The sequence below is a fragment of the Cupriavidus sp. GW822-FHT03E04 genome (assembly GCF_058801495.1).
In genome coordinates, this window is record NZ_JBXANI010000004.1 from 340,646 (window position 1) to 360,243 (window position 19,598).

Here is a 19,598-nt window from a genome sequence, read left to right on the forward strand (position 1 = left end):
AGGCCTGCACTCACGCCTTCGCCGCAGCGCCGTCGCAGTACCGCGTGAGCATGCTGACCATGCTGCGAACCAGGGGCGACGTGGTGGATTTTCGCCACACGAACATATTCTCCAGGCAGAGCGTCAGGTCATCGATCTCGCGCAACGTCACGCCTCTGGGCAGCAGGTAGTTCTCGGCCAGCGGGTGGATGCCGACGCGGCGGTTGTCGATGATGTCCCGCAGGACCAGATCGATGAAGTTGGACTCGTAGGCGACCGCGCCGAGCAGGCCGCGTTGCGCCAGCAACGCATCCAGGTTCTCGCGCACCCGCGGCCAGGTCTTGGCGTTCACCAGGCTCAGCCCCTCCCCCTCCAGGTCCGCCATGGCCAGCGACGCGCGCTGTGCCAGCGGATGATCGTCAGGCAGGAGCGCGCGGTAGCGGATCTGCTCTATCTGGATGACCCCCAGGCTGTCGTCCTCGATCGGGCCGCCGCAAAAACCGACGTCCAGATCGCCGTTGCGCACATAGAACACCACGTCTTGCGAAGGCATCGACTCGATGCGGCCATTCACGCTGGGAAAGGTCTGAAAGAACAGGTCGCTGAACTTCTGCCACTCGCCAAACCGGGAGGTGGCGCTAACGCCAATCAACAGCGAGCCGGCCAGGTCCGCGTCCGTTGCGCCAATCTCCGCAAGCCCCGCTTGATAGCTGACCAGCGCCTCGCGCCAGTGGCGCGCCAGCACCATGGCAGCGCGGGTAGGGCGGACGAAGCGGGTGGTGCGCTCGAACAGCCGTTGGTTGACCCGTTCCTCGATGGCGCTGATCTTGCGCGACAGGCCTGACTGGGTCAGGTGCAGTTTCTCCGCTGCGGCGTTGAAGTTGCGCTGCTCCACCAGCTCAAGGAATGCGTAGATGTGATTGATATTTATCATGTTGAGCGGGCGGTATTGGTTGACTGGCCACCTGACAGACCGAACGCGCACGTTCGCGATCATTGTGCCATGGCACACGCAATTGGCCTCTTGGGGAAAACCGTCATGAAATCAAAGCAGGTATGCTTTGCCGGTGGCCAACTTTCCTGCATCCCCATGTCGAAAGTCCGCAAGTCCGCCATCCCGCCCGGTGCGCTCTGCGTCCTGGCGCTTGCCCTGTCCGGCTGCATATCCCACTATCGGGTCGAGACCGGCACGCCCGCCGCCCGCATCCGGCTGGTGACCAATACGGACGACAACACGACCTTCAGCGTGGTGGACGCCACCCGGTGCCCGAAGCCACCCAAGCCGCTCCTGCTGGGCGGCACGGGCAAGCAGCTGCCCGCGATGGGCACGGAGCGTGACCTGGCCATGGTGGGGATATCACCGGAGCCGCCCGGCCACACGCGCGAGCGGTGGCTGGTGGCTGGCCAGCGCATCTACCTGACGGCAGCTGCGGTTGCCGCTGGCGAGCAGCCCTATCGGTGCTCGGTGGGGGTTTCCTTTGTGCCGCTGCCGGGCTGGCAGTACGAGTTGCGCTACCAGCGCAACGCGGCGGCGAAGAGCTGCACCGGGCAAGTGCTGCGGCTGGCCGGCAAGGACGGCCGCGAGATCGAGCCGCAGCCGGATCCCACGCAGCTGGTCTTTCGCGGGTTCGAGGCCGATGCCGTCTGTGCGGCGCGGGGTCCTTAGGGCTTGGCGGCCTGCGCAGCCGGCATGATGCCCACATAGGGCGCATCGGTCAGCGTGCGCAGGAACGCCACGAGATCGTCGATTTCCGCTTCGGTCATGGCCGGCTTGGTGCCCGCGCGCCGGTTCATCGGCGTCGAGTTGATATTGATATTGCCCCGATACGCCGCCGGCACGTCATCGAAGGTCTTGCCGCCGCGATACCACTTGCCCGGGTCGGTCGAGCGCGTGTTGTAGAAGGCCACGGCATCGCGCAGCGTGGTGAATACGCCGTTGTGCATGAAGCTCTGGCGCACCGCGACATTGCGCAGGCCGGGCGTGCGGATATACCCGCACCATTGCTCCGGCTCGGGCCAGCGCAGGCGGCGGGCGGTGTCGCACAGGCCATTGTCGAAGCGCTTGGGATCACGGTTGGCGGCCAGCGCCCGGTTGCGGGGCACGGCAATCGCGTCATAGCCGAAATCCGTGAACAGCGAGCGCTCTGGGCGGCTGGCGGTATCCGAGAGCGTGTGGCAGGTCATGCAGTTGCCCTTGTCCGGGTTCTTGAACAATGCCAGGCCGCGGGCTTGTGCCGGCGCCAGCGGCGTGCGATGGCGCAGGTAGTCGTCAAAGCGGGAGCTGAACGGCGCCATCTCATCGCTCTGCAGGTAGGCCTCCAGCGCCTTGCCGAGCGCCAGCAGCATTTGCTCGGGATCGGTCTGCACGGCGGGGCCGAAGCGCGCCGCCAGCACGGGCGCCAGCTCTGTCGCCTTGACCTTGCGCAGCAGGCTGGCCGGCGTGCCGTTGTTCATCTCGTTGGGGTCGAGCAAGGGGCCGCGCGCCTGTTCGGCAAGCGTATCGGCGCGGCCGTCGGCGAACAGGCCGCCGAAGGGCGAGGCGTAAGGCGCGTCGTCGTCCTGGTAGAAATGCCGGCGCGGGATGTAGCGCACGTACAGCAGCGAGGGCGCGTTGCGCAGGCTGAAGCGGCCGGGCCGGCTGCCCTGGGGCACGTGCGGGCCTGCCAGCGACGCGGGCGATAGTGTCGGCGCGAAGGCGCGCGCGGGGTCGTGGCAGCCGGCGCAGGACGTGCCGCGCGGCTCGGACAGGCGCGCATCGAAGAAGATGCGCTTGCCCAACGCGGCCAGTGCCGGATCGGGACGGAACACGGCGGCGGTGGGGTCGACCTTGGCGGCGACCTTGGGCGTGCCCTTGCCGATGGTGTCCACCACGCTGGCGGGCGGGGCGCCGGGCATCAGCACCACGCCCGGCGCGGGCGCGGCAAGCGCCGCGCCGCCAGCGCCAGCCGCGAGACAGACGGCGGCGCTGGCGGCAATGGTGGCGCTGGCGGCGCGCAGGGCCCCGATCACGGCGCCAGGAAGCCGGTCTTGTCGCAAGCCAGCGTATTGGAGGTTTGCACGCAGGTCGCCATCAGCTTGCCGGCCACGCTATACGCCTTGAAGGTCCAGCCGGTGGCGGGCGACGCATTGCGCTCCATCATCACGAAGCCAAAGCTTGCGCTGTGCGTGATCTTGTCGATCACGGTGCCGGGCGCGGGAATCGTGCCGGGCGGCAGCGGATCGGGCAGCGCTACGTCCAGGTTGTCGCTGCCGTTGCCCGACACGATGGTAGCCGGGTGGCTGGAGGCAAAGTTGATGGCCTGGAAGTCATGCACGTGGCCGTGCAGCGCCACTTGCACGCCGGGCGGGTAGTAGGCCTGGGCGTTGGCATTGCTCATGACCGATTGCAGGGCCAGGTTGCCCGGCGCCGGGTTGCTGCCCGCCACCGGCGCAAAGGCCAGGATGGGATGGTGGTTGGTGAACATGGTGGTGGTCATGCCCGGCTTGGCGGCCAGCCAGCCTACCGTCTGGAACTGCTTCTGGTAGGCGACGAACTGCGGGTCGGTGGTCGGCAGCGCGGCCTTGCCGGCCTTGGCCGAGTCGAACACGATGACCTGCGAGCCGGTGCCCAGCGCAACCGCATAGGGCTCCGAGTAGTTGGCGTTGCTGTCGTTGGCGGGGTCGTTGCAGGAGCGCGCGTCCGAATATGGGCGCGGATCGAGGAAGCGGAACCAGCCCTGGCCGGCACGGGCGCATTCCTCATGGTTGCCGCGCACGACCACCCACGGTGCCTTGGCCATGAGTGCCGCGGCGGGCTTGAAGAGATCGGCCTGCCAGGTATCCCAGCCATAGCCCCACGGCGTGCCCTGGCAGCCGGCGATGTCGGGCGGGCAGAGGTTTTCGCGGTAGTGGTAGTCGCCAATATGCAGCACCAGGTCCGGGTTCATGCCGGCGGCGGTGGTGGCCAGCGCGGCAAACGGCCAGGCGGTGCCATCGCTGCAAGGCTGGTAGGCGTTATCCGCCTTCTTCAGGCGGCAGCCGGTGTCGGCCAGCACCAGCACGCGTTGCGGCTGGGCCTTGGGCAGCGGCAGCGTCTGGCCCGCCACGCTGGCGGCGGCGGCGCCGGCTGGCAGCGTGGCCTCGCATACGGAGACCGGGAAATCCGACGGTTTGGAGTCAGCCGCGGCGCTGGCCGTGGTGCGCTGCGCCATCGTGCCGGCGCCGGCCCGCAGCGCCATGCGTTGCTGCACGCCGTCCACCGTCAGCAGCGGGCAAAGGGCGTTCGAAGGCAACGCGCTGCCTGCGGCGGCGGTTGGCGCCGCATAGTTGGTGATGACGCGGGCGATGGCCTGGTTGCTGTCGCCGATCTCGACCCACGCGGCCTGGATGTTGGCGCTGGCGCTGGGTGCATCGCCGGACGGCGTGACCGGCGTGACCGGCGCGGCGGCGGCTGGCGCCGCGTCCGTGCTGTCGCTGCCGCAGCCGTGCAGCACGGCGGCCGCAGCCAGCATGGCGAGGATGGCACCAGCGCCGAGGCGCATGGCGGGACCGGCTTGCCGGTTGGTGTTGTGGTTACCCATTCTTATATCTCCCTGTTATTCCTGATTGCGAGGCGGAAATATACGGATGGGATGTTTCTGCACGATGAACGTTATGTGTCAGCCTGACCGGCGTGGCGTTGCTTTGGTCTTGCGGGCGGGGCGCGGTGCGGCCCGGATGGCTTCGGCGGCGGCCAGTTGCAGCTCGCGTGGCAGCGCGGTGATGGCTGAGACGAAGAAGCGGCGCTCCGCCGGGCGCAGCTTGCCGAGCAGCTCGGCCAGGCGCTCCACCGTGGCAAACGCGGCAGGCGTGGCGCCGTGCTCGAAGGCGTGGAACCAGCTGGCTTCCAGCAGCAGGTTGGCGAGCGGCAGGGCGCCGTAGTGCACGTGACCGGTGTCGTGCTCGTCGAGCGCAAAGCTGGCCAGCGACGACCAGCTGATAAAGCCCTTGGCTCGCGCAAAGGGCGCATGGAAGGGGCGCAGCGCGTCCACCGCTTCATCCAGCAGCAGCGGCCGTTGCGCGCGAAACGCCTGGAGCGCCCCGCCGCCGTCCTGCGCGCAGTTGCCGCGCGCAATGCGTAGCAGGAAGATGATGTTCCACGCCGAGCCGCCGCCCACGCCAAAGCGGTCGCAGATCCATTCTGACAAGCCCAGCCAGCGCACGGCCTGGCGCTGCACCTGGCCCGCGGGCCAAGCGCGCCGCGGATCGATCAGCGCGTGGTTCCAGAACAGCCACAGGCAAAGGCCAAGGTTGGCCGCCACGTGCTGCGCGGCATCCACCGAGTCTGCCTCATAGGCTGCCTGCAGGGCGCCGGAGAAGCCTGCCACGGCCGCTTCGGCCGCTTGCCGCGCCGCCTCTGGCTGCGTTGCCATGTCGCGGATCGCCACCGTCTTGTAGATCAGCGCACCGAGGTTGAGGGTCTCGAAACGCACGCGCGGGTTGTAGCGCACCACGGGCTGCAGCGCCGGATCGGCGGCAAGGCCTTCCAGTTCCGCCTGCGCCGCCTCCATCTGGTTGCCTGCATAGCGCTCCCAGGCCCGCACCACGCGCGCCATGGCGGCGAAGGTGGGCACCGCCGTGTCCACGGTGCCGGTGCCCACAATGCGGTCAAAGCGCTGGAGCGCCGCGCGGCTGCGCGCAAGGTCGTCGCCGCGCCGCCAGGCCAGGCTCTCCTTGAGCAGCGCGAAGGCGTGCTGGAAATCGTCGGTGGCGCAGCGCTGCGCGGCGCGCAGGGCATCCGCTACCCCGTTGCTGGCGCCACCACCCGCAACGCCGGCAACGCCCACACCGTCCTGCATGCCGCGCATGGCTTGCGTGAGATGGCTCCAGTAGCTGATGTCGCGCATCACGTAGTCGACCGCGGGGTGGGCCTCGTCTGCCTGGCGGGCGGCATGCTTCGCGGCGGCAGTGCCCAGCCCCACGAAGCGCGCCAATGCCGCATCGCCAGCGCTGCGGCCATCCACGGTGAAGCGCACGCGCTTGCCGTGCTCCGGCTCGATCCAGAACGGCCCGCGGCTGCGGCGCGCCGGGTTGAGGCCCGCGATGCCCTGGCCCCGGTCCGGTCCCCAGCCCACCGGCACGCCCCAGCGTGCGAAGTCGGCAAAGGCGCGCGAGACCATCATGCGGATATTGGCGGCATCGGGGAAGCGGGTTTGCAAATGCACCGCCGGCAGGCTGGCCCCGCGGTTGCGCGCGGCCGCGCAGACGGCGGCGAGCAGCCACAGGCTCTGGTAGCGCGCGGGCTCGCCGTTGACGAGATAGGGGGCGGATAGCTCGATGGCAAGGGCGGGCTGGCGCATGCGGGACGGTTGTGTGTGGGGCGTTGATGCAGGACGTTGATGCAGGACGTTGAAACGGGCCTTTGCGGCGGCACTTTCTAGCGGTAATTTGCAGCGGGACGTGTGGGAATTGTGCCATCAGCGCGTGTGCCGAGGGTGCTATGTTACGCAGGTTACAGCCAGCGGGCTTGGCGTCATGCCGCCGCGCTCCTATGCTCCGTTTCGTGCGCCGGCCTGGCCGGCCAGATCGATCGCGCTCATAAAAATCACGGAGATCATCTTGAAGCCAATCGCCATCTTTGCCGCGCTCTGCGCGGCGCTGTCCCTATCAACCGCCCGTGCCGAGCTGACGTGCACGGTCCTTGCGGATGCCAGTAGCGGCAAGCTGCTTAAACAAGAGGGCACCTGCGACCAGCGCGTGACCGCGGCATCGACATTCAAGGTCCCGCTCAGCCTGATGGGCTTCGACGCGGGGCTACTGGCGGATGAACACGCGCCAGCCATGCCGTATCGTGAGGCGTATCGTGAGAGCAACCCGTCCAAGCGCGTCACCACGGACCCCCAGCGCTGGATGAAGACCTCGGTTGTGTGGTACTCGCAGCAGTTGACGCAACAGCTTGGCCAGGCGCGCTTCGGGCGGTACGTCAGTGCGTTCCAGTACGGCAACGGCGATATCTCTGGCGACCCCGGCAAGCACAACGGGCTGACGCGCTCATGGCTCAGCTCGTCGCTGAAGATCTCGCCGCTGGAGCAGGTTGCGTTTTTGCAAAAGGTGGTCAATCGCAAATTGCCCGTGACCGCGCATGCCTATGAAATGACAAGCCGGATCATGGCGCTCGGCGCGTTGCCAAACGGATGGGCCGTTTACGGCAAGACGGGCACCGGCGCCCCGCGCCTGGCCAATGGCACCGAGGACTGGAGCCACGGCTACGGATGGTTTGTCGGCTGGGCGGCGAAGGACGGCCGGAACGTCGTCTTTGCGCGCCTGATCCAGGATGAGAAGAAGGAGCCTGTCAGCGCAGGATTGCGCGCGCGCGATGCGTTCATGCAGGCGTTGCCGGGACTGTTGGGATCACTCTGATGCAACCGCTTAATCACAGGAAAGGACCGATGACACATTGCCCCGTTCGCCGCACGCTGCTGCTCGCCGCCGCGACGGCCCCCTTTACCGCCGCCTGTACGCCGTGGGCCGGCAGGACCGAAGGGAGCGTCGCGGCGCAAGACCGCCTGGCCGCGCTCGAATCCGCAGCAGGCGGGCGCCTTGGCATCGCTGCGCTGAACACCGCCAATGGCGCGCGGCTCAGTCACCGTGCAAACGAACGCTTTGCGCTGTGCAGCACATTCAAGGTGATCGCCGCATCCGCCGTCCTGCAGCGCAGCGCAACGCAGGCCGGGCTGCTGCAACGGCGCATTGCCTACAAGAAGGACGAACTGGTTGCCTATTCCCCGATCACCGAGAAACACGTCGGCGACGGCCTGACGGTAGCCGAACTGTGCGCGGCCGCCCTTCAGTACAGCGACAACACGGCCGCCAACCTGCTGATGAAGCTGCTCGGCGGCCCCGCCGCCGTGACCGCGTTTGCCCGTGCGATCGGCGACGACCAGTTCCGGCTCGACCGCTGGGAGACCGAGCTCAACACCGCGTTGCCTGGCGACCCGCGCGATACGTCGACTCCGGCGGCCATGACAGCTAGCCTGCAACGGCTCACGTTGGGCGATGCGCTGGGCGGGGCAGAGCGCGAACAGCTGGTGGCATGGATGCGCGGCAATACCACTGGCGCCACGCGGATCCGCGCCGGCATGCCGGCGGACTGGCAGGTGGCGGACAAGACGGGCTCCGGCGACTACGGCACGGCCAACGACATTGGTGTGGCATGGCCGCCCGGAAAGCCGCCCATCGTGCTGGCGATCTATTTCACGCAACCCGGCAAGGACGCCGCCTATCGCAACGACGTGCTGGCCTCTGCGGCGCGGATCGCGGCCGAGGCGCTAAGCTAGGGCTGGCTCGCGGCCGCGAAGGTCAGGCCGAATTTGCCGAGGTACTTGGCCAACCGGTCGCTGTCGTTGCTGCTGCTCTTGCCCAGCCGCGACACGGCAAACAGCGTACGCCCGGCCTCGGCCTGGCTCTTGCTCCGGCGACACACGCTCAGCACATAGTCGAGCTGCACCAGGTCGAACGGGTCCGTGGCGGCTCGCACGGCGGGATCCAGGATGGCCAGCGCCTGGCCCTGGGCTACCGCCTGCTGAGCGCCGTCCTGCCACGAGTCGTTCAGCCGCGCGATTTCCGCGTCCACGACACTGGCATCGATGCGGCCGCTGTCGGCCAGCGTCATCATGCGCGTCACCGACGCGGCGAGGTCGCGGAAGTTGCCGCGCCAGCAGGCCTGCGGCGATACCGCAAAATCCAGCCACGCCTGGCGTGCTTCCTTGTTGAAGCGCACCTGGCTGCCGAGCTCGCGCGCCTGGCGCACGAGCTCGTAGTCCAGGTTGGGCTCCACGTCCTCCGGGCGCTCGGCCAGTCCCGGCAGCCGGTAGGTCCACAAGTTGATGCGGGCAAACAGGTCCTCGCGAAAACGTCCGGCGCGCACCTCGGCGCGCAGGTCTCGGTTAGTGCCGGCGATCAGCTGGAAATCGCTCTGCACTTCCTTGTCGCCGCCTACCGGAAAGAAGCGCTTTTCCTCGATGGCTTTCAACAGCATCGCCTGCTCGTCCAGCCCCAGCTCGCCGATCTCATCCAGGAACAGCAAGCCCTGATGGGCCGAGCGCAGCCAACCCGTGCGCTCGCCCTGCGCGCCGGTGAAGGCACCCTTGACGTGGCCAAACAGCGCCGACATGGCGCCGTCGCCGCGGATGGTGGCGCAGTTCACTTCCACAAAGCCGCCGCTGAGCTGGTGGCGGCCTTTCTTCAGCTCGAACACGCGCCGCGCCAGGAACGACTTGCCGGCGCCGGTCGGGCCGGTCAGCAGCACCGGCGCGCGCGAGCGCAGCACTACGCGCTCGATCTCGTCGATCATTTGGTTGAAGGCGGCGTTGCGGGTGGCAATGCCGGATTTGAGCAACGACACCGCATCCTGCTGCTCGCGCGAGAAGCGCGCGGCCAGCTGGTCGTAACGGGACAGGTCGAGATCGATGGCGGCGTAGTGGCCCGGCTGGCCGCTGGCCTGCCGCAAGGGCGGCGAGGTCTGCAACAGGCAGGCCGGCAGGTAGCGCGCCTCGGTCAGCAGGAACAGGCAGATCTGTGCCACGTGGGTGCCGGTGGTGATGTGCACCCAGTACTGCTCGCGCTCCGTATCGAAGCGGTAGCCGCGCGTGAACTCATGCAGCGAAGCATAGACCTCGCTGAAATCCCAGGGATCCTCCAGCGCCAGCAGGTTCAGCCTGACCTCCGTCTGCGGCGAGACCTTGGCGATGTCGGCCGCGACCTGCTCGGCCAGCGCCCGGTGGCGGCCGGTATAGAGCAGCTCGAAGCGATCCAGCAACAGGTCTTCGTGCTGGCACAGGGCTACGCTGGGCCGCCATTTTTCCCAGCGCGCGGAGCCTTTACCCCGGTCGAGTTGTGTGCCGATGAAGCCGATGACGACCTTTTTCATGTTCTTCATATTTATAGATAGCTATACAAATATATAGATATTAGGTGTGGCAAACAAGCAGGAAATTGGTGCGTTTCTTGAGGGGGTCCGATAGAAGTCGTTATAAATCATTGGGTTATGTGTTTGTTGCTGCTTACCTGCGGCCCCCTGGCACGCCGTTTGCAAAATAGAGACCATCGAATACGACGCAACCTTGTCTCCTTGGGAGAATGCAAATGGCAAATACCAATCTGTTCCAAAGCCTGCGTGGCCGCTTCCTGCCGCCGGCGGACGCGATCAACGAGGCGGGCGGCACTGCCTATGCCCTGGGACGCGAACATCGCCTGGCGCAGTACGCGGCAACGGGTTGCCTGAACGGCACCTTCTACGCCAGCGCCGAAGCGCAGCTCGACGCCGTGATGGCGCTGTGCGAGGACGTCGATCCGGCCTTTATCGCCAAGACCGCCGTGTATTGCCGCGAGCGCGGCTATATGAAGGACATGCCGGCCCTGCTGTTGGCCGCATTGACCGTGCGGGGCTCGCAGTACCTGCCGGCGGTGTTCGGCCGCGTGATCGACAACGGCAAGATGCTGCGCACCTTTGTGCAGATCCTGCGCAGCGGCGCGGTGGGCCGCAAGTCGCTGGGCACGCGGCCGAAGAAGCTGGTGCAGCAATGGCTCAACACGGCCGATGAGCGTGCGTTGCTGTCGGCATCGGTGGGCACCAGCCCGTCGCTGGCCGATGTGGTGAAGATGGTGCACCCGAAGCCGGCGCAAGCCTGGCGCGCCGCCTTCTTTGCCCGGCTGATCGGCAAGCCGTATGACGTGTCTGCGCTGCCACCGGTGACGCAGGCCCTGGAGGCCTACAAGCTGGCGCGGGCCGAAGGGCGGCAGGCGCCGGTGCCGGCGGTGCCGTTCCAGATGCTGGCATCGCTGGACCTGGATGCCCAGGCCTGGGCCGAGGTGGCACGCCATGGCGGCTGGCAGATGGTGCGCATGAACCTGAACACCTTTGCGCGCCACGGCGTGTTTGCCCTGCCGGGCATGGCGGACGAGATCGCGGCAAAGCTGCGGCAGCCTGAAGCCATCGCGCGGGCCCGGGTGTTTCCGTACCAGTTGCTGGCCGCGTACCACGCCGCCGGGGAAGACATGCCGGCGGGCGTGCGCGAGGCCTTGCAGGATGCGCTGGAACTGGCGCTGGCCAATGTGCCGCTGGTGGAGGGCCGCATGGTGGTTTGCCCTGACGTGTCGGGCTCCATGCACTCGCCGGTGACGGGCTACCGTGCGGGGTCGAGCAGCGCGGTGCGCTGCGTGGACGCCGCGGCGCTGGTCGCCGCAACCTTCCTGCGCAAGCAGCCGGACACGATGGTGCTGCCGTTCAAGGAGGAAGTGGTGAAGCTGACGCTGAACCCGCGCGACACGGTGATGACCAACGCGCAGAAGATGGCGGCGATCGGCGCGGGCGGCACCAACTGCAGCGCGCCGCTGGCGTGGCTGAACCATCGCCGCGTGAGCGCCGACGTGGTCATGCTGGTGTCGGACAACCAGTCGTGGATGGATGCACGCCATGGCGAAACGGCCACGCTGCGGGAGTGGGAGCGTTTCAGGCAGCGCAATCCCAAGGCGCGGCTGGTGTGCCTGGATATGCAGCCCTACGCGTCCAGCCAGGCGCCGGAGCGCGACGACATCCTGAACATCGGGGGCTTCTCCGACTCGGTGTTCCAAGTCGTCGCAGCCTTCGCCGCCGGGCAGTTGCAGGCCGGCCACTGGGTGGGCGAGATATCGGCCACGACGCTGTGAAGGTTTGAAGTTCTGAAGTTGTGAGGTTCGGCGGTGACTGGCGAATGCCGGGCAGACTACATCCAAGGCCTGTCTGTCCTATCCCTTGTCGCTGGTTACCGCCCCCGAGCCGGCATACCCCAGCCGCCGCGCATGGCGCCTGCGGTATGCGGACTCGCCACGAATGCTGGCCAGGATTACATCTGGTGATTGCCGGTTCAATTCCGGCCGCTGCGGCATACGCAGCGTAAATCCTGCCGATCCTTGTCGTGGCGAGGCCGCATTGCCCTACGATTAGAGCGCCGGTTCCACAACCACTAGTCGCCCACCTTATTTGGTATCTTGCTGGCCAACGCCAGCGTAGTCCCGCCGCAAGGCAAAGAGAGAAGAAGACATGAGCAAGGAGAATTACGACGTATTCCAGTCTGGCACCGGCCGCCCGGTCAAGATGTGGACCCATGGCGTGCCCGTCGATGACGGCGCGCGCGCGCAGCTCGCCAACACCGCACAGATGCCGTTCATCTTCAAGCACCTGGCCGTGATGCCGGACGTACACCTGGGCAAGGGTTCCACCATCGGCTCGGTGATTCCCACACGCGGCGCCATCATCCCGGCGGCGGTGGGCGTGGATATCGGTTGCGGCATGATCGCCGTCAAGACCACGCTAACCGCCAGCGACCTGCCCGATAGCCTCGGCCCGCTGCGCAGCGCCATCGAGAAAGCGGTGCCGCACGGCCGCTCCAACAACCGCAGCGGGCGCGACAAGGGTGCCTGGGGCGAGGTGCCGGATGCGGTGGATGCGAGCTGGGCCGCGCTGGCAGGTGGCTTCGAGCGCATCACGCAGAAGCACCCGAAGCTGGCGCGCACCAACAACCGCAACCACCTGGGCACGCTGGGCACCGGCAACCACTTTATCGAGGTCTGCCTGGATGAGAGCCAGTCGGTCTGGTTCATGCTGCACTCGGGCTCGCGCGGGGTGGGCAATGCCATCGGCAACACCTTTATCGAGCTGGCGCAAGCGGATATGCGCCGACACTTCATCAACCTGCCCGACCGCGACCTGGCCTACCTGGTGGAAGGCAGCGAGCACTATGAAGACTACGTGTTCGCGGTGGAGTGGGCGCAGCAGTACGCGCGCCGCAACCGCGAGACGATGATGGCCAACGTGCTGGACGCCGCGCGCGCCGTGATCGGCAAGCCCTTTGCCACGGAGATGGAGGCTGTGAACTGCCACCATAACTACGTGCAGAAGGAGCGCCACTTCGGCGAAGACGTGCTGGTCACCCGCAAGGGTGCGGTCAGCGCCAAGGCCGGCGAGCTTGGCATCATTCCGGGCTCGATGGGCGCGCGCTCCTACATCGTGCGTGGCAAGGGCAACGCGGAATCGTTTTGCTCCTGCAGCCACGGTGCGGGCCGCACCATGAGCCGCTCCGAAGCCAAGCGCCAATTCTCGGTGGAAGACCAGCGACTGGCCACGCAAGGCGTCGAGTGCCGCAAGGATGCCGAAGTCATCGACGAGATCCCGATGGCCTACAAGGACATCGACGCGGTGATGGCGGCGCAGTCCGACCTGGTCGAGATCGTCCACACGCTCAAGCAGGTGGTGTGCGTGAAGGGCTGAGGGCAGCAACCGCCGCCGGGGACGAACCTGTCCCTGGCGGCGCTGGCATAACAACAAGAACAGAAGAGTATTCCGTGATGATTGAAATCGACGGTGCCTACGGCGAGGGCGGGGGCCAGATCCTGCGCACCGCGCTGTCGCTTGCCATGGTGACCGGCACGCCCGTGCATATCGCCAACGTGCGCGCCCGGCGCAGCAAGCCCGGGCTGATGCGCCAGCACCTGAGCGCCGTGGTGGCGGCGCAGGCGATCAGCGGCGCGCGCACCGAAGGCGCAGCGATCGGCTCGACGGCGCTGACGTTCGAGCCGGGGCCCGTGCGCGCCGGCAACTACGACTTTGCCATTGGCTCCGCCGGCAGTTGCACGCTGGTGCTGCAGACCTTGCTGCCGGCGCTGTGGTCCGTCGCGGGGGACGACGGCTTTACGCTCACCCTGTCCGGTGGCACCCACAACCCCATGGCGCCTTCAGCCACCTTCCTGCGCGACGCCTGGCTGCCGCTGATGGCCCGCATGGGCGCGCCTGCCGAGCTCGCGCTGCGCCGCCACGGCTTCTATCCCGCCGGCGGCGGCGAACTGACAGTGAGCGGACGCTCCGGCGCGGCCTGGCGCCCGCTGGCGCTGGACACGCGCGGCGCATCCGGCAGGCCCGATGCACGCGTGCTGATCGCCGGCGTCCCGTTCCACGTAGCTCGCCGCGAGCTCGACCTCGTCGGCGAGCACATGGGATGGGACGCCAGCCAGTTGCACGTGGGTGGCTTGCGCCATGAGGAAGGCCCCGGCAACGCCGTGCTGCTGACGCTGCCGCACGAGCACGTGACCGAGGTCTTCTGCGAGTTCGGCGAGAAGGGCCGCCCCGCGCAAAGCGTAGCCGCCGCCGCCTGCCGCCAGGCTAGCGCCTATCTGGCTGGCAAGGGTGCGGTGGGCCCACACCTGGCTGACCAGCTCCTGCTGCCAATGGCCCTGGCGGGCGGCGGCAGCTTCACCGTGGATGAAGTGACCAATCACGTGCGCAGCAATGCCGAGGTGATTGCCAAGTTCCTGCCGGTGGATATCGGGTTTGAGGCGCAGGAGGGGTGTACGCGGGTGGTGGTTGCGTGAGGGGGGCTGGGCCGAGGGGCCGAGGGGCTGAAGGGCTGAGGGGCAACGCTGCAATTCGCCCGTGGTGTCCCGCGGCCGTGCGCGCTCAGCGCGGCGCCGTGCCCCGCATCTGTCCGGGTGGCAACAGGTTCCACTCGAGAATGGCGATGAATCCGCCCGTGCAGGAGACGACGAAGCGCTCGCCATCGACATGGTCTACCACGCCCGGTGGCAGGTTATGCGGTTCGTGCCAGGCGTGGGCGTCGATGACGTGGACCACATTGCCGTTGATGCGCGCCAGGCATTCATGGCGCCCGAAGGCGCGCAGCATCGCGTTAATGCGCTCGGGTGTCAGGGAAAAGTCGATCGTACGGTCGGCGTCGGTCCAGAAGGGGATGTAGGAGCCCGCACCCTGCGGCACGGCGTTCTTCCACAGGGCATCGAGATTGAAGGCCACTTCGTGGGCCAGGCGCGAGGTGGCGCGCTGCGTTTTCAGATCGAGGCTTTCATGCGTTTCGTCGGAGGCAAGGTCGAACTGGCGCTGGGCCAGGATGTCGCCCTGATCGAAGTCCCTGCTGATCTTGTGGCAGCTCACGCCCCAGGTGGCGAGACCGTCCAGGATGGCCCGTGGCAGCGGATAGGGGCCGCGGCCCACCGGCAATGGCGAGGGGTGGAAATTGATGGCCATCGGAATCCGCGAGGCCCAGTCTCCGATGCGCCACGCGTAGCTCGCCACCACCAGCAAGTCACACCCGAGATCGCGCAAGCCGTCGAGTGAGCGGTCATTCATGGGCGAGAGCTGGATGTCGATCTTGCGGGCTTCCGCGCGGCCGAGGATGGCGTCGGTGCGATGCATGCGACCGTCGACGCGGGCGGTGAACAGCTTCACCGGTTCCCATCCGTGCTGGACGAAGGCGTCGAAGACGCCAACATAACGGTCGGACGCGGTGATGGCGAAGCGTTTTGGCGTGGCGGGTACCGCCGCGGGGTGCACGGCGGCGGGGCCGAAGCCGGCGTTTGCACCGGTGTCGAGGGAGGCAGAGAGGGTGCTCAACGATCGATTCCTGAATCGTCGGGCGGCCCTGCTTGTAACCTATGGATGCCGCTTCAGCAGGGAGCAAAAGGACCCTGGCTGGAACCGCGGCCGCCGACACGTCACTGTACGGCACCGCCGCGCGACGCTGCCAGAATCAATTTGAAACGGATTCTTAAAGCTCCGGGCGGGTCTGCCGAGACCTGACCCTCACCGCCCAAACTGCCCCAACACCGTCGCCACCGTACTCAACCCGCCCTCGATCAGCCGCGCCATGAAGGTGCTCATCTGCGGCATGATCAGCATCATCATCAGGATGCCGCCGCCCAGCGTGACCGGGAAGCCGACCGCGAAGATCGACAGTTGGGGAGATGCGCGGTTCAGGATGCCCATGGCAAGGTTGAGCGTGAGCAGCGCGGCGATCAGCGGCAGGGCCAGCAGCAGTCCCGAGGAGAACACGGTGGCGCCGGAGGCGGCCACCGCTGCCCAGCCGGCGCCGGTGAGGGGCTGGGCGGCGATGGGCAGGCTGGCGAAGCTATCGGCGATGGTGGCCAGCAGCATCAGGTGGCCGTCCATGGCCAGGAACATCAGCATGGCGACCACGTTGAGAAAGCGCGCCAGCACCATGGTCTGGCCGCCGGAGGAGCGGTCGTAGAAGGAGGCGAACGACAGGCCCATCTGCAGGCCGATGGTTTCGCCGGCGAATTGCACGGCGGAGAACACCAGCCGCATGCTGAAGCCCATTGCCAGCCCGATGCCTACCTCGTTGAGGATGATCAGGAAGCCTTCCAGCGAGTACACCGGCACCAGCGGCAGGTGGTCGATGGTGGGCGAGATGATCACCGCCATCAGGGCCGCCAGGCCAACCTTGGCGCGTCTCGGGATGGTCGACTCGCCAAACAGCGGGGCGGTGCCGATCAGGGCCAGCAGGCGGAACAAGGGCCAGAGGAAGGCGGCGATCCAGGCGTAGAGCTGGGCGGAGGTGACGGAGAGCACGGCGGCTGTTGCGGCGGATACGGCTGTTGCGGCTATTACGGCTATTGCGGCGTTAGATGTTGCCCAGCGCGGCCAGGTGCGACGCCAGGCTTATCCGACGCATCGGACGCATCGGACTCAATGCACCAGGGCGGGAATGCCCTGGAACACTTCGCGCATGTAGTCGACAAAGGTGTTGATCATCCACGGGCCGGCCAGCACCATGGTGGCGAACAGAGCCAGCAGCTTGGGGATGAAGGACAGCGTCATTTCATTGATCTGCGTGGCGGCCTGGAACAGGCTCACCACCAGGCCGGCCACCAGCGCCACCAGCAGCAGCGGCGCGGACAGCATCAGGGTCATTTTCATCGCCTGGGTGGCGATGCTCATTACGGTTTCCGGCGTCATGGCGAAGGCCTTGGATGGGGCTAGCGCCCCGTGATCAGTTCAGGAAGCTCTGCGCCAGCGAGCCCAGCAGCAATTGCCAACCGTCCACCAGCACGAACAGCATCAGCTTGAATGGCAGCGCGATGGTGGCCGGCGGCACCATCATCATGCCCATCGCCATCAGCACGCTGGCTACCACCAGGTCGATGATCAGGAAGGGGATAAAGACGGTAAAGCCGATCTGGAACGCGGTCTTGAGCTCGCTGGTGACAAAGGCGGGCACCAGGATGTGCATCTGCACGTCTTCGGGGCCCTGCATCTCGGGCACCTTGGCCATCTGGGCAAACAGCGCCAGGTCCTTCTCTCGGGTCTGCTTGAGCATGAAGGTCTTGAGCGGCGCGGCGGCCTTGGCGGCGGCGTCTTCCAGGCTGAGCTTGTTCTCGGACAGCGGCTTGTAGGCGTCGGTGTAGATGCGGTCGAACACCGGCGACATGACAAAGAAGGTCAGGAACAGCGACAGCCCCACCAGCACCTGGTTGGGCGGGGAACTGGCCGTGCCCAGCGCATTGCGCAGCAGCCCCAGCACGATGATGATGCGGGTGAAGCCCGTCATCATCAGCATGGCCGCGGGCAGGAACGACAGCGAGGTAAGCAGGACCAGCGTCTGCACCGACAGCGACCAGGTCTGGCTGCCGCCCGGGCCGGCCTTGCTGGTCAGGCCGGGCAACGCCTGCGCGTGGGCCATGGCAGGCAACAGCACCAGCGCAAGGCAGGCGCTCACCAGCAATGCCGCGAGCGCAAGCCGGCAGGGTTGGCTGGCGCATTCGCGCACGGACCGGAGATGGCGTTGCAGGTGGTGTTGCAAAGTGCGCCGGGAGGCGTCAGGCAGGAAATTCATGACTTCAGGTTGTCTTGCATGGCGCGCAGCAGCTTTTGTCCAAAGCTGCCGGCCGAGCCCGGGGTTGCCGCGTTGCCGCTGGGGTGGTCCGGCTTGTGCGCGGCTTGCGCGGGCAAAGTGTGGAGCGTGCGAATCTCGCCGGCGCTCACGCCCAGCACCAGGCAGGTGTCGCCCACTTCCACCATCACCAGGCGCTGGCGGGGGCCGAGCATGGTGCTGCCTACCACCTTCATCTGGCCGCCCTGGCCGTGCCGGACCAGGCCGGCGCGGCGCGCCAGCCAGGCCAGCAGCAGGATCAGGGCGATGACGGCGAACAGGCCGAGGCCGGCTTGCGCCAGCCCCGTCGCGCTGCTGACCGGGACATGGCTGCCGGCCCCGGCGTTGCCGGCGATCGTGCCGGTACCGGCAGGGCTGGCCGCCGTGGCACTGGCTTGCGCGTACGCGCTCGCCGCATGCGCCAGGCCCACGCCGGCGGCAAGCGCAGCGTTGGCGGTCCGGCGCAGGCCGGCTTTCATCGGTTGAGCTTCCGGATGCGTTCGGACGGCGTGATGATGTCGGTCAGGCGGATGCCGAACTTATCGTTCACCACGACGACTTCGCCCTGGGCGATGAGGTAGCCGTTGACCAGCACATCCATCGGCTCGCCGGCCAGGCCGTCGAGCTCCACCACGGAGCCCTGGGCCAGCTGCAGCAGCGTCTTGATCGGCACCTTGGTGCGACCAAGCTCTACCGTGAGCTGGACCGGGATATCGAGAATCATCTCGATATCGTTGTGGAAGCCGCTCGGCGTTTCCTTCTCCAGCGGCTGGAAGACCTTGGAGGCGGCTGGTGTGGCTGTGGCAGGCGTGGCGGCGACAGCCTGGGCAGGCGCGGCGGCAGCGGCGATTTCCTCGGCGCTGGTCTGCTCCGCCAGGGCGCTGGCCCAGTCGTCCATCGGGTCGGCCGGCTTGTCGTCTTTGCCGTCAGTCATGGTCGGTTTCCTTGTTGGAATCGATTTCTTGGTGATTGATCATCCGTTCTACCCGCAACGCATATTGGCCGTTCATGGTGCCAAAGCCGGCCTGCAGCACGGGTACGCCATCGACCTTGCCGAAGACCTGCTCGGGCAGCTCGATGGGGAGTACGTCGCCGACGCGCAGCGCCAGCACTTCGGCTACGGTGCTTTCCACGTGGGCAAATTCGGCCACCAGATCCACCTCCGCCGAGCGAATCTGCTGCGACAGCTGGGAGATCCAGCGCTTGTCTACTTCAACCTCGTCCTGCAGCGGGTTCATCAGCAGGTCGCGCACCGGCTCGATCATCGAGTACGGGAAGCAGACGTGCAGCTGGCCACCCACCGCGCCAAGCTCGATATGGAAGGCGGTGGTCACCACCACCTCGCTGAGCATGGCGATGTTGGCAAACTTCGTGTGCATTTCCGAGCGGACATATTCCAGTTCGATCGGATGCACGGCATTCCAGGCCTGGCCGTAGCTGTTGAGCGCAAGGTCCAGCAGGCGCCGGATGATGCGCTGCTCGGTCTGGGTAAAGTCGCGGCCTTCCACGCGGGTGTGGAAGCGCCCGTCGCCACCGAACAGGTTGTCGACCACCAGGAACACCAGGTTGGGGTCGAACACGAACAGCGACGTGCCGCGCAGCGGCTTCATGTGCACCAGGTTCAGGTTGGTCGGCACCGGCAGGTTGCGCACGAAGTCGCCGTACTTCTCGATCCGCACCGAGCCAACCGAGATGTCGGCGCCGCGGCGGATGAAGTTGAACAGCTGGGTCCGAAGCTGGCGGGCAAAGCGCTCGTTGATGATTTCGAGCGTGTGCAGCCGGCCGCGCACGATGCGCTCTTGCGTGGCCAGGTTGTACGGGCGCACGCCATCCTCGGAGACCGGCGCGGCGACCTCGGGCGTATCGGTCTCGCCTGACACGCCTTTCAGTAATTCGTCTACCTCGTCCTGCGAGAGAAACTTGTCGTAGGCCATCTAGTGTCCTGCCCCT

18 protein-coding genes are annotated in these 19,598 nt (G+C 66.9%); 6 read left to right on the forward strand and 12 right to left on the reverse strand.

Annotation, left to right across the window (positions count from 1 at the left end):
- Nucleotides 1–10 precede the first annotated feature (10 nt).
- Entirely contained in the window at nucleotides 11–913 is a 903-nt protein-coding gene (locus tag AC1RQC_RS07300) for a LysR family transcriptional regulator (RefSeq protein ID WP_492812991.1), read from the reverse strand.
- Nucleotides 914–1,018: 105 nt separating this feature from the next.
- Between AC1RQC_RS07300 and AC1RQC_RS07305 the strand changes: the two genes are divergently transcribed.
- Nucleotides 1,019–1,645, forward strand: a complete 627-nt coding sequence (locus AC1RQC_RS07305) for a hypothetical protein (RefSeq protein WP_492882817.1) — start codon at nucleotides 1,019–1,021, stop codon at nucleotides 1,643–1,645.
- Here the strand turns inward: AC1RQC_RS07305 and AC1RQC_RS07310 are convergent.
- The 3 genes from AC1RQC_RS07310 to AC1RQC_RS07320 form a co-directional block, all read right to left on the reverse strand.
- Nucleotides 1,642–2,988, reverse strand: coding sequence for a cytochrome-c peroxidase (locus tag AC1RQC_RS07310; protein WP_492812987.1), 1,347 nt, complete (start codon nucleotides 2,986–2,988; stop codon nucleotides 1,642–1,644). The genes AC1RQC_RS07305 and AC1RQC_RS07310 overlap by 4 nt on opposite strands.
- Nucleotides 2,985–4,538 (reverse strand): metallophosphoesterase family protein, encoded by a 1,554-nt coding sequence (locus tag AC1RQC_RS07315; protein WP_492882819.1) that lies wholly within the window; start codon nucleotides 4,536–4,538, stop codon nucleotides 2,985–2,987. Before AC1RQC_RS07315 ends, AC1RQC_RS07310 begins: the two co-directional genes overlap by 4 nt.
- Before the next feature lie 78 nt (nucleotides 4,539–4,616).
- Entirely contained in the window at nucleotides 4,617–6,296 is a 1,680-nt protein-coding gene (locus AC1RQC_RS07320) for a hypothetical protein (RefSeq protein ID WP_492373397.1), read from the reverse strand.
- A gap of 259 nt (nucleotides 6,297–6,555) precedes the next feature.
- On the opposite strand from AC1RQC_RS07320, the gene blaOXA reads away from it, so the two are divergent.
- Nucleotides 6,556–7,356, forward strand: coding sequence for a class D beta-lactamase (blaOXA, locus tag AC1RQC_RS07325; protein WP_492828960.1), 801 nt, complete (start codon nucleotides 6,556–6,558; stop codon nucleotides 7,354–7,356).
- 29 nt (nucleotides 7,357–7,385) lie between these two features.
- A complete protein-coding gene (gene bla / locus AC1RQC_RS07330; protein WP_492828846.1) occupies nucleotides 7,386–8,273 on the forward strand; it encodes a class A beta-lactamase in 888 nt (295 codons plus the stop codon).
- On the opposite strand, the gene rtcR is transcribed toward bla, so the two are convergent.
- Entirely contained in the window at nucleotides 8,270–9,874 is a 1,605-nt protein-coding gene (rtcR, locus tag AC1RQC_RS07335) for an RNA repair transcriptional activator RtcR (protein WP_492812981.1), read from the reverse strand. The two genes, bla and rtcR, sit on opposite strands and share 4 nt — an antisense overlap.
- A 206-nt stretch (nucleotides 9,875–10,080) precedes the next feature.
- Here rtcR and AC1RQC_RS07340 point away from each other — a divergent pair, with 206 nt between their 5' ends.
- From AC1RQC_RS07340 to rtcA, 3 genes are all read left to right on the forward strand, one after another.
- Nucleotides 10,081–11,643 carry a vWA domain-containing protein gene (locus AC1RQC_RS07340; RefSeq protein ID WP_492812979.1) on the forward strand — a complete coding sequence of 521 codons (1,563 nt, stop codon included), beginning with the start codon at nucleotides 10,081–10,083 and terminating at the stop codon, nucleotides 11,641–11,643.
- A 373-nt stretch (nucleotides 11,644–12,016) separates the two neighbouring features.
- Nucleotides 12,017–13,243: an RtcB family protein gene (locus AC1RQC_RS07345; protein WP_492373393.1), complete on the forward strand. Its 1,227-nt coding sequence runs from the start codon at nucleotides 12,017–12,019 to the stop codon at nucleotides 13,241–13,243.
- 77 nt (nucleotides 13,244–13,320) lie between these two features.
- Nucleotides 13,321–14,340, forward strand: a complete 1,020-nt coding sequence (gene rtcA / locus AC1RQC_RS07350) for an RNA 3'-terminal phosphate cyclase (RefSeq protein ID WP_492373392.1) — start codon at nucleotides 13,321–13,323, stop codon at nucleotides 14,338–14,340.
- Between the two features lie 85 nt (nucleotides 14,341–14,425).
- Here rtcA and AC1RQC_RS07355 read toward each other — a convergent pair whose 3' ends face one another.
- The 7 genes from AC1RQC_RS07355 to fliM all read right to left on the reverse strand — a co-directional run bounded on the left by AC1RQC_RS07355 (nucleotide 14,426) and on the right by fliM (nucleotide 19,582).
- Nucleotides 14,426–15,373, reverse strand: a complete 948-nt coding sequence (locus AC1RQC_RS07355) for a methionyl-tRNA formyltransferase (protein ID WP_492828842.1) — start codon at nucleotides 15,371–15,373, stop codon at nucleotides 14,426–14,428.
- 189 nt (nucleotides 15,374–15,562) lie between these two features.
- Complete coding sequence (fliR, locus tag AC1RQC_RS07360) at nucleotides 15,563–16,348, reverse strand: flagellar biosynthetic protein FliR (RefSeq protein WP_492373390.1); 786 nt, start codon at nucleotides 16,346–16,348, stop codon at nucleotides 15,563–15,565.
- Nucleotides 16,349–16,465: 117 nt separating this feature from the next.
- Nucleotides 16,466–16,735: a flagellar biosynthesis protein FliQ gene (fliQ, locus tag AC1RQC_RS07365; protein WP_043353410.1), complete on the reverse strand. Its 270-nt coding sequence runs from the start codon at nucleotides 16,733–16,735 to the stop codon at nucleotides 16,466–16,468.
- 34 nt (nucleotides 16,736–16,769) lie between these two features.
- Nucleotides 16,770–17,612, reverse strand: coding sequence for a flagellar type III secretion system pore protein FliP (gene fliP, locus AC1RQC_RS07370; RefSeq protein WP_492373389.1), 843 nt, complete (start codon nucleotides 17,610–17,612; stop codon nucleotides 16,770–16,772).
- The gene (gene fliO / locus AC1RQC_RS07375) at nucleotides 17,609–18,127 is read right to left on the reverse strand and encodes a flagellar biosynthetic protein FliO (RefSeq protein ID WP_492882821.1); all 519 of its coding nucleotides are present in this window, start codon (nucleotides 18,125–18,127) and stop codon (nucleotides 17,609–17,611) included. The genes fliP and fliO overlap by 4 nt, the downstream gene beginning before the upstream one ends.
- Nucleotides 18,124–18,582 carry a flagellar motor switch protein FliN gene (gene fliN / locus AC1RQC_RS07380; RefSeq protein WP_492373387.1) on the reverse strand — a complete coding sequence of 153 codons (459 nt, stop codon included), beginning with the start codon at nucleotides 18,580–18,582 and terminating at the stop codon, nucleotides 18,124–18,126. The genes fliO and fliN overlap by 4 nt, the downstream gene beginning before the upstream one ends.
- The gene (gene fliM, locus AC1RQC_RS07385) at nucleotides 18,575–19,582 is read right to left on the reverse strand and encodes a flagellar motor switch protein FliM (protein ID WP_150990478.1); all 1,008 of its coding nucleotides are present in this window, start codon (nucleotides 19,580–19,582) and stop codon (nucleotides 18,575–18,577) included. The genes fliN and fliM overlap by 8 nt, the downstream gene beginning before the upstream one ends.
- Nucleotides 19,583–19,598: the final 16 nt, after the last annotated feature.

What these genes read in the sequence shown, in the direction of transcription:
- AC1RQC_RS07300 (WP_492812991.1), bottom strand. Translation starts at nt 913, where the DNA reads ATGATAAATATCAATCACATCTACGCATTCCTTGAGCTGGTGGAGCAG.
- AC1RQC_RS07305 (WP_492882817.1), top strand. Translation starts at nt 1,019, where the DNA reads ATGAAATCAAAGCAGGTATGCTTTGCCGGTGGCCAACTTTCCTGCATC.
- AC1RQC_RS07315 (WP_492882819.1), bottom strand. Translation starts at nt 4,538, where the DNA reads ATGGGTAACCACAACACCAACCGGCAAGCCGGTCCCGCCATGCGCCTC.
- AC1RQC_RS07320 (WP_492373397.1), bottom strand. Translation starts at nt 6,296, where the DNA reads ATGCGCCAGCCCGCCCTTGCCATCGAGCTATCCGCCCCCTATCTCGTC.
- bla (WP_492828846.1), top strand. Translation starts at nt 7,386, where the DNA reads ATGACACATTGCCCCGTTCGCCGCACGCTGCTGCTCGCCGCCGCGACG.
- rtcR (WP_492812981.1), bottom strand. Translation starts at nt 9,874, where the DNA reads ATGAAGAACATGAAAAAGGTCGTCATCGGCTTCATCGGCACACAACTC.
- AC1RQC_RS07340 (WP_492812979.1), top strand. Translation starts at nt 10,081, where the DNA reads ATGGCAAATACCAATCTGTTCCAAAGCCTGCGTGGCCGCTTCCTGCCG.
- AC1RQC_RS07345 (WP_492373393.1), top strand. Translation starts at nt 12,017, where the DNA reads ATGAGCAAGGAGAATTACGACGTATTCCAGTCTGGCACCGGCCGCCCG.
- rtcA (WP_492373392.1), top strand. Translation starts at nt 13,321, where the DNA reads ATGATTGAAATCGACGGTGCCTACGGCGAGGGCGGGGGCCAGATCCTG.
- fliQ (WP_043353410.1), bottom strand. Translation starts at nt 16,735, where the DNA reads ATGACGCCGGAAACCGTAATGAGCATCGCCACCCAGGCGATGAAAATG.
- fliP (WP_492373389.1), bottom strand. Translation starts at nt 17,612, where the DNA reads ATGAATTTCCTGCCTGACGCCTCCCGGCGCACTTTGCAACACCACCTG.
- fliO (WP_492882821.1), bottom strand. Translation starts at nt 18,127, where the DNA reads ATGAAAGCCGGCCTGCGCCGGACCGCCAACGCTGCGCTTGCCGCCGGC.
- fliN (WP_492373387.1), bottom strand. Translation starts at nt 18,582, where the DNA reads ATGACTGACGGCAAAGACGACAAGCCGGCCGACCCGATGGACGACTGG.
- fliM (WP_150990478.1), bottom strand. Translation starts at nt 19,582, where the DNA reads ATGGCCTACGACAAGTTTCTCTCGCAGGACGAGGTAGACGAATTACTG.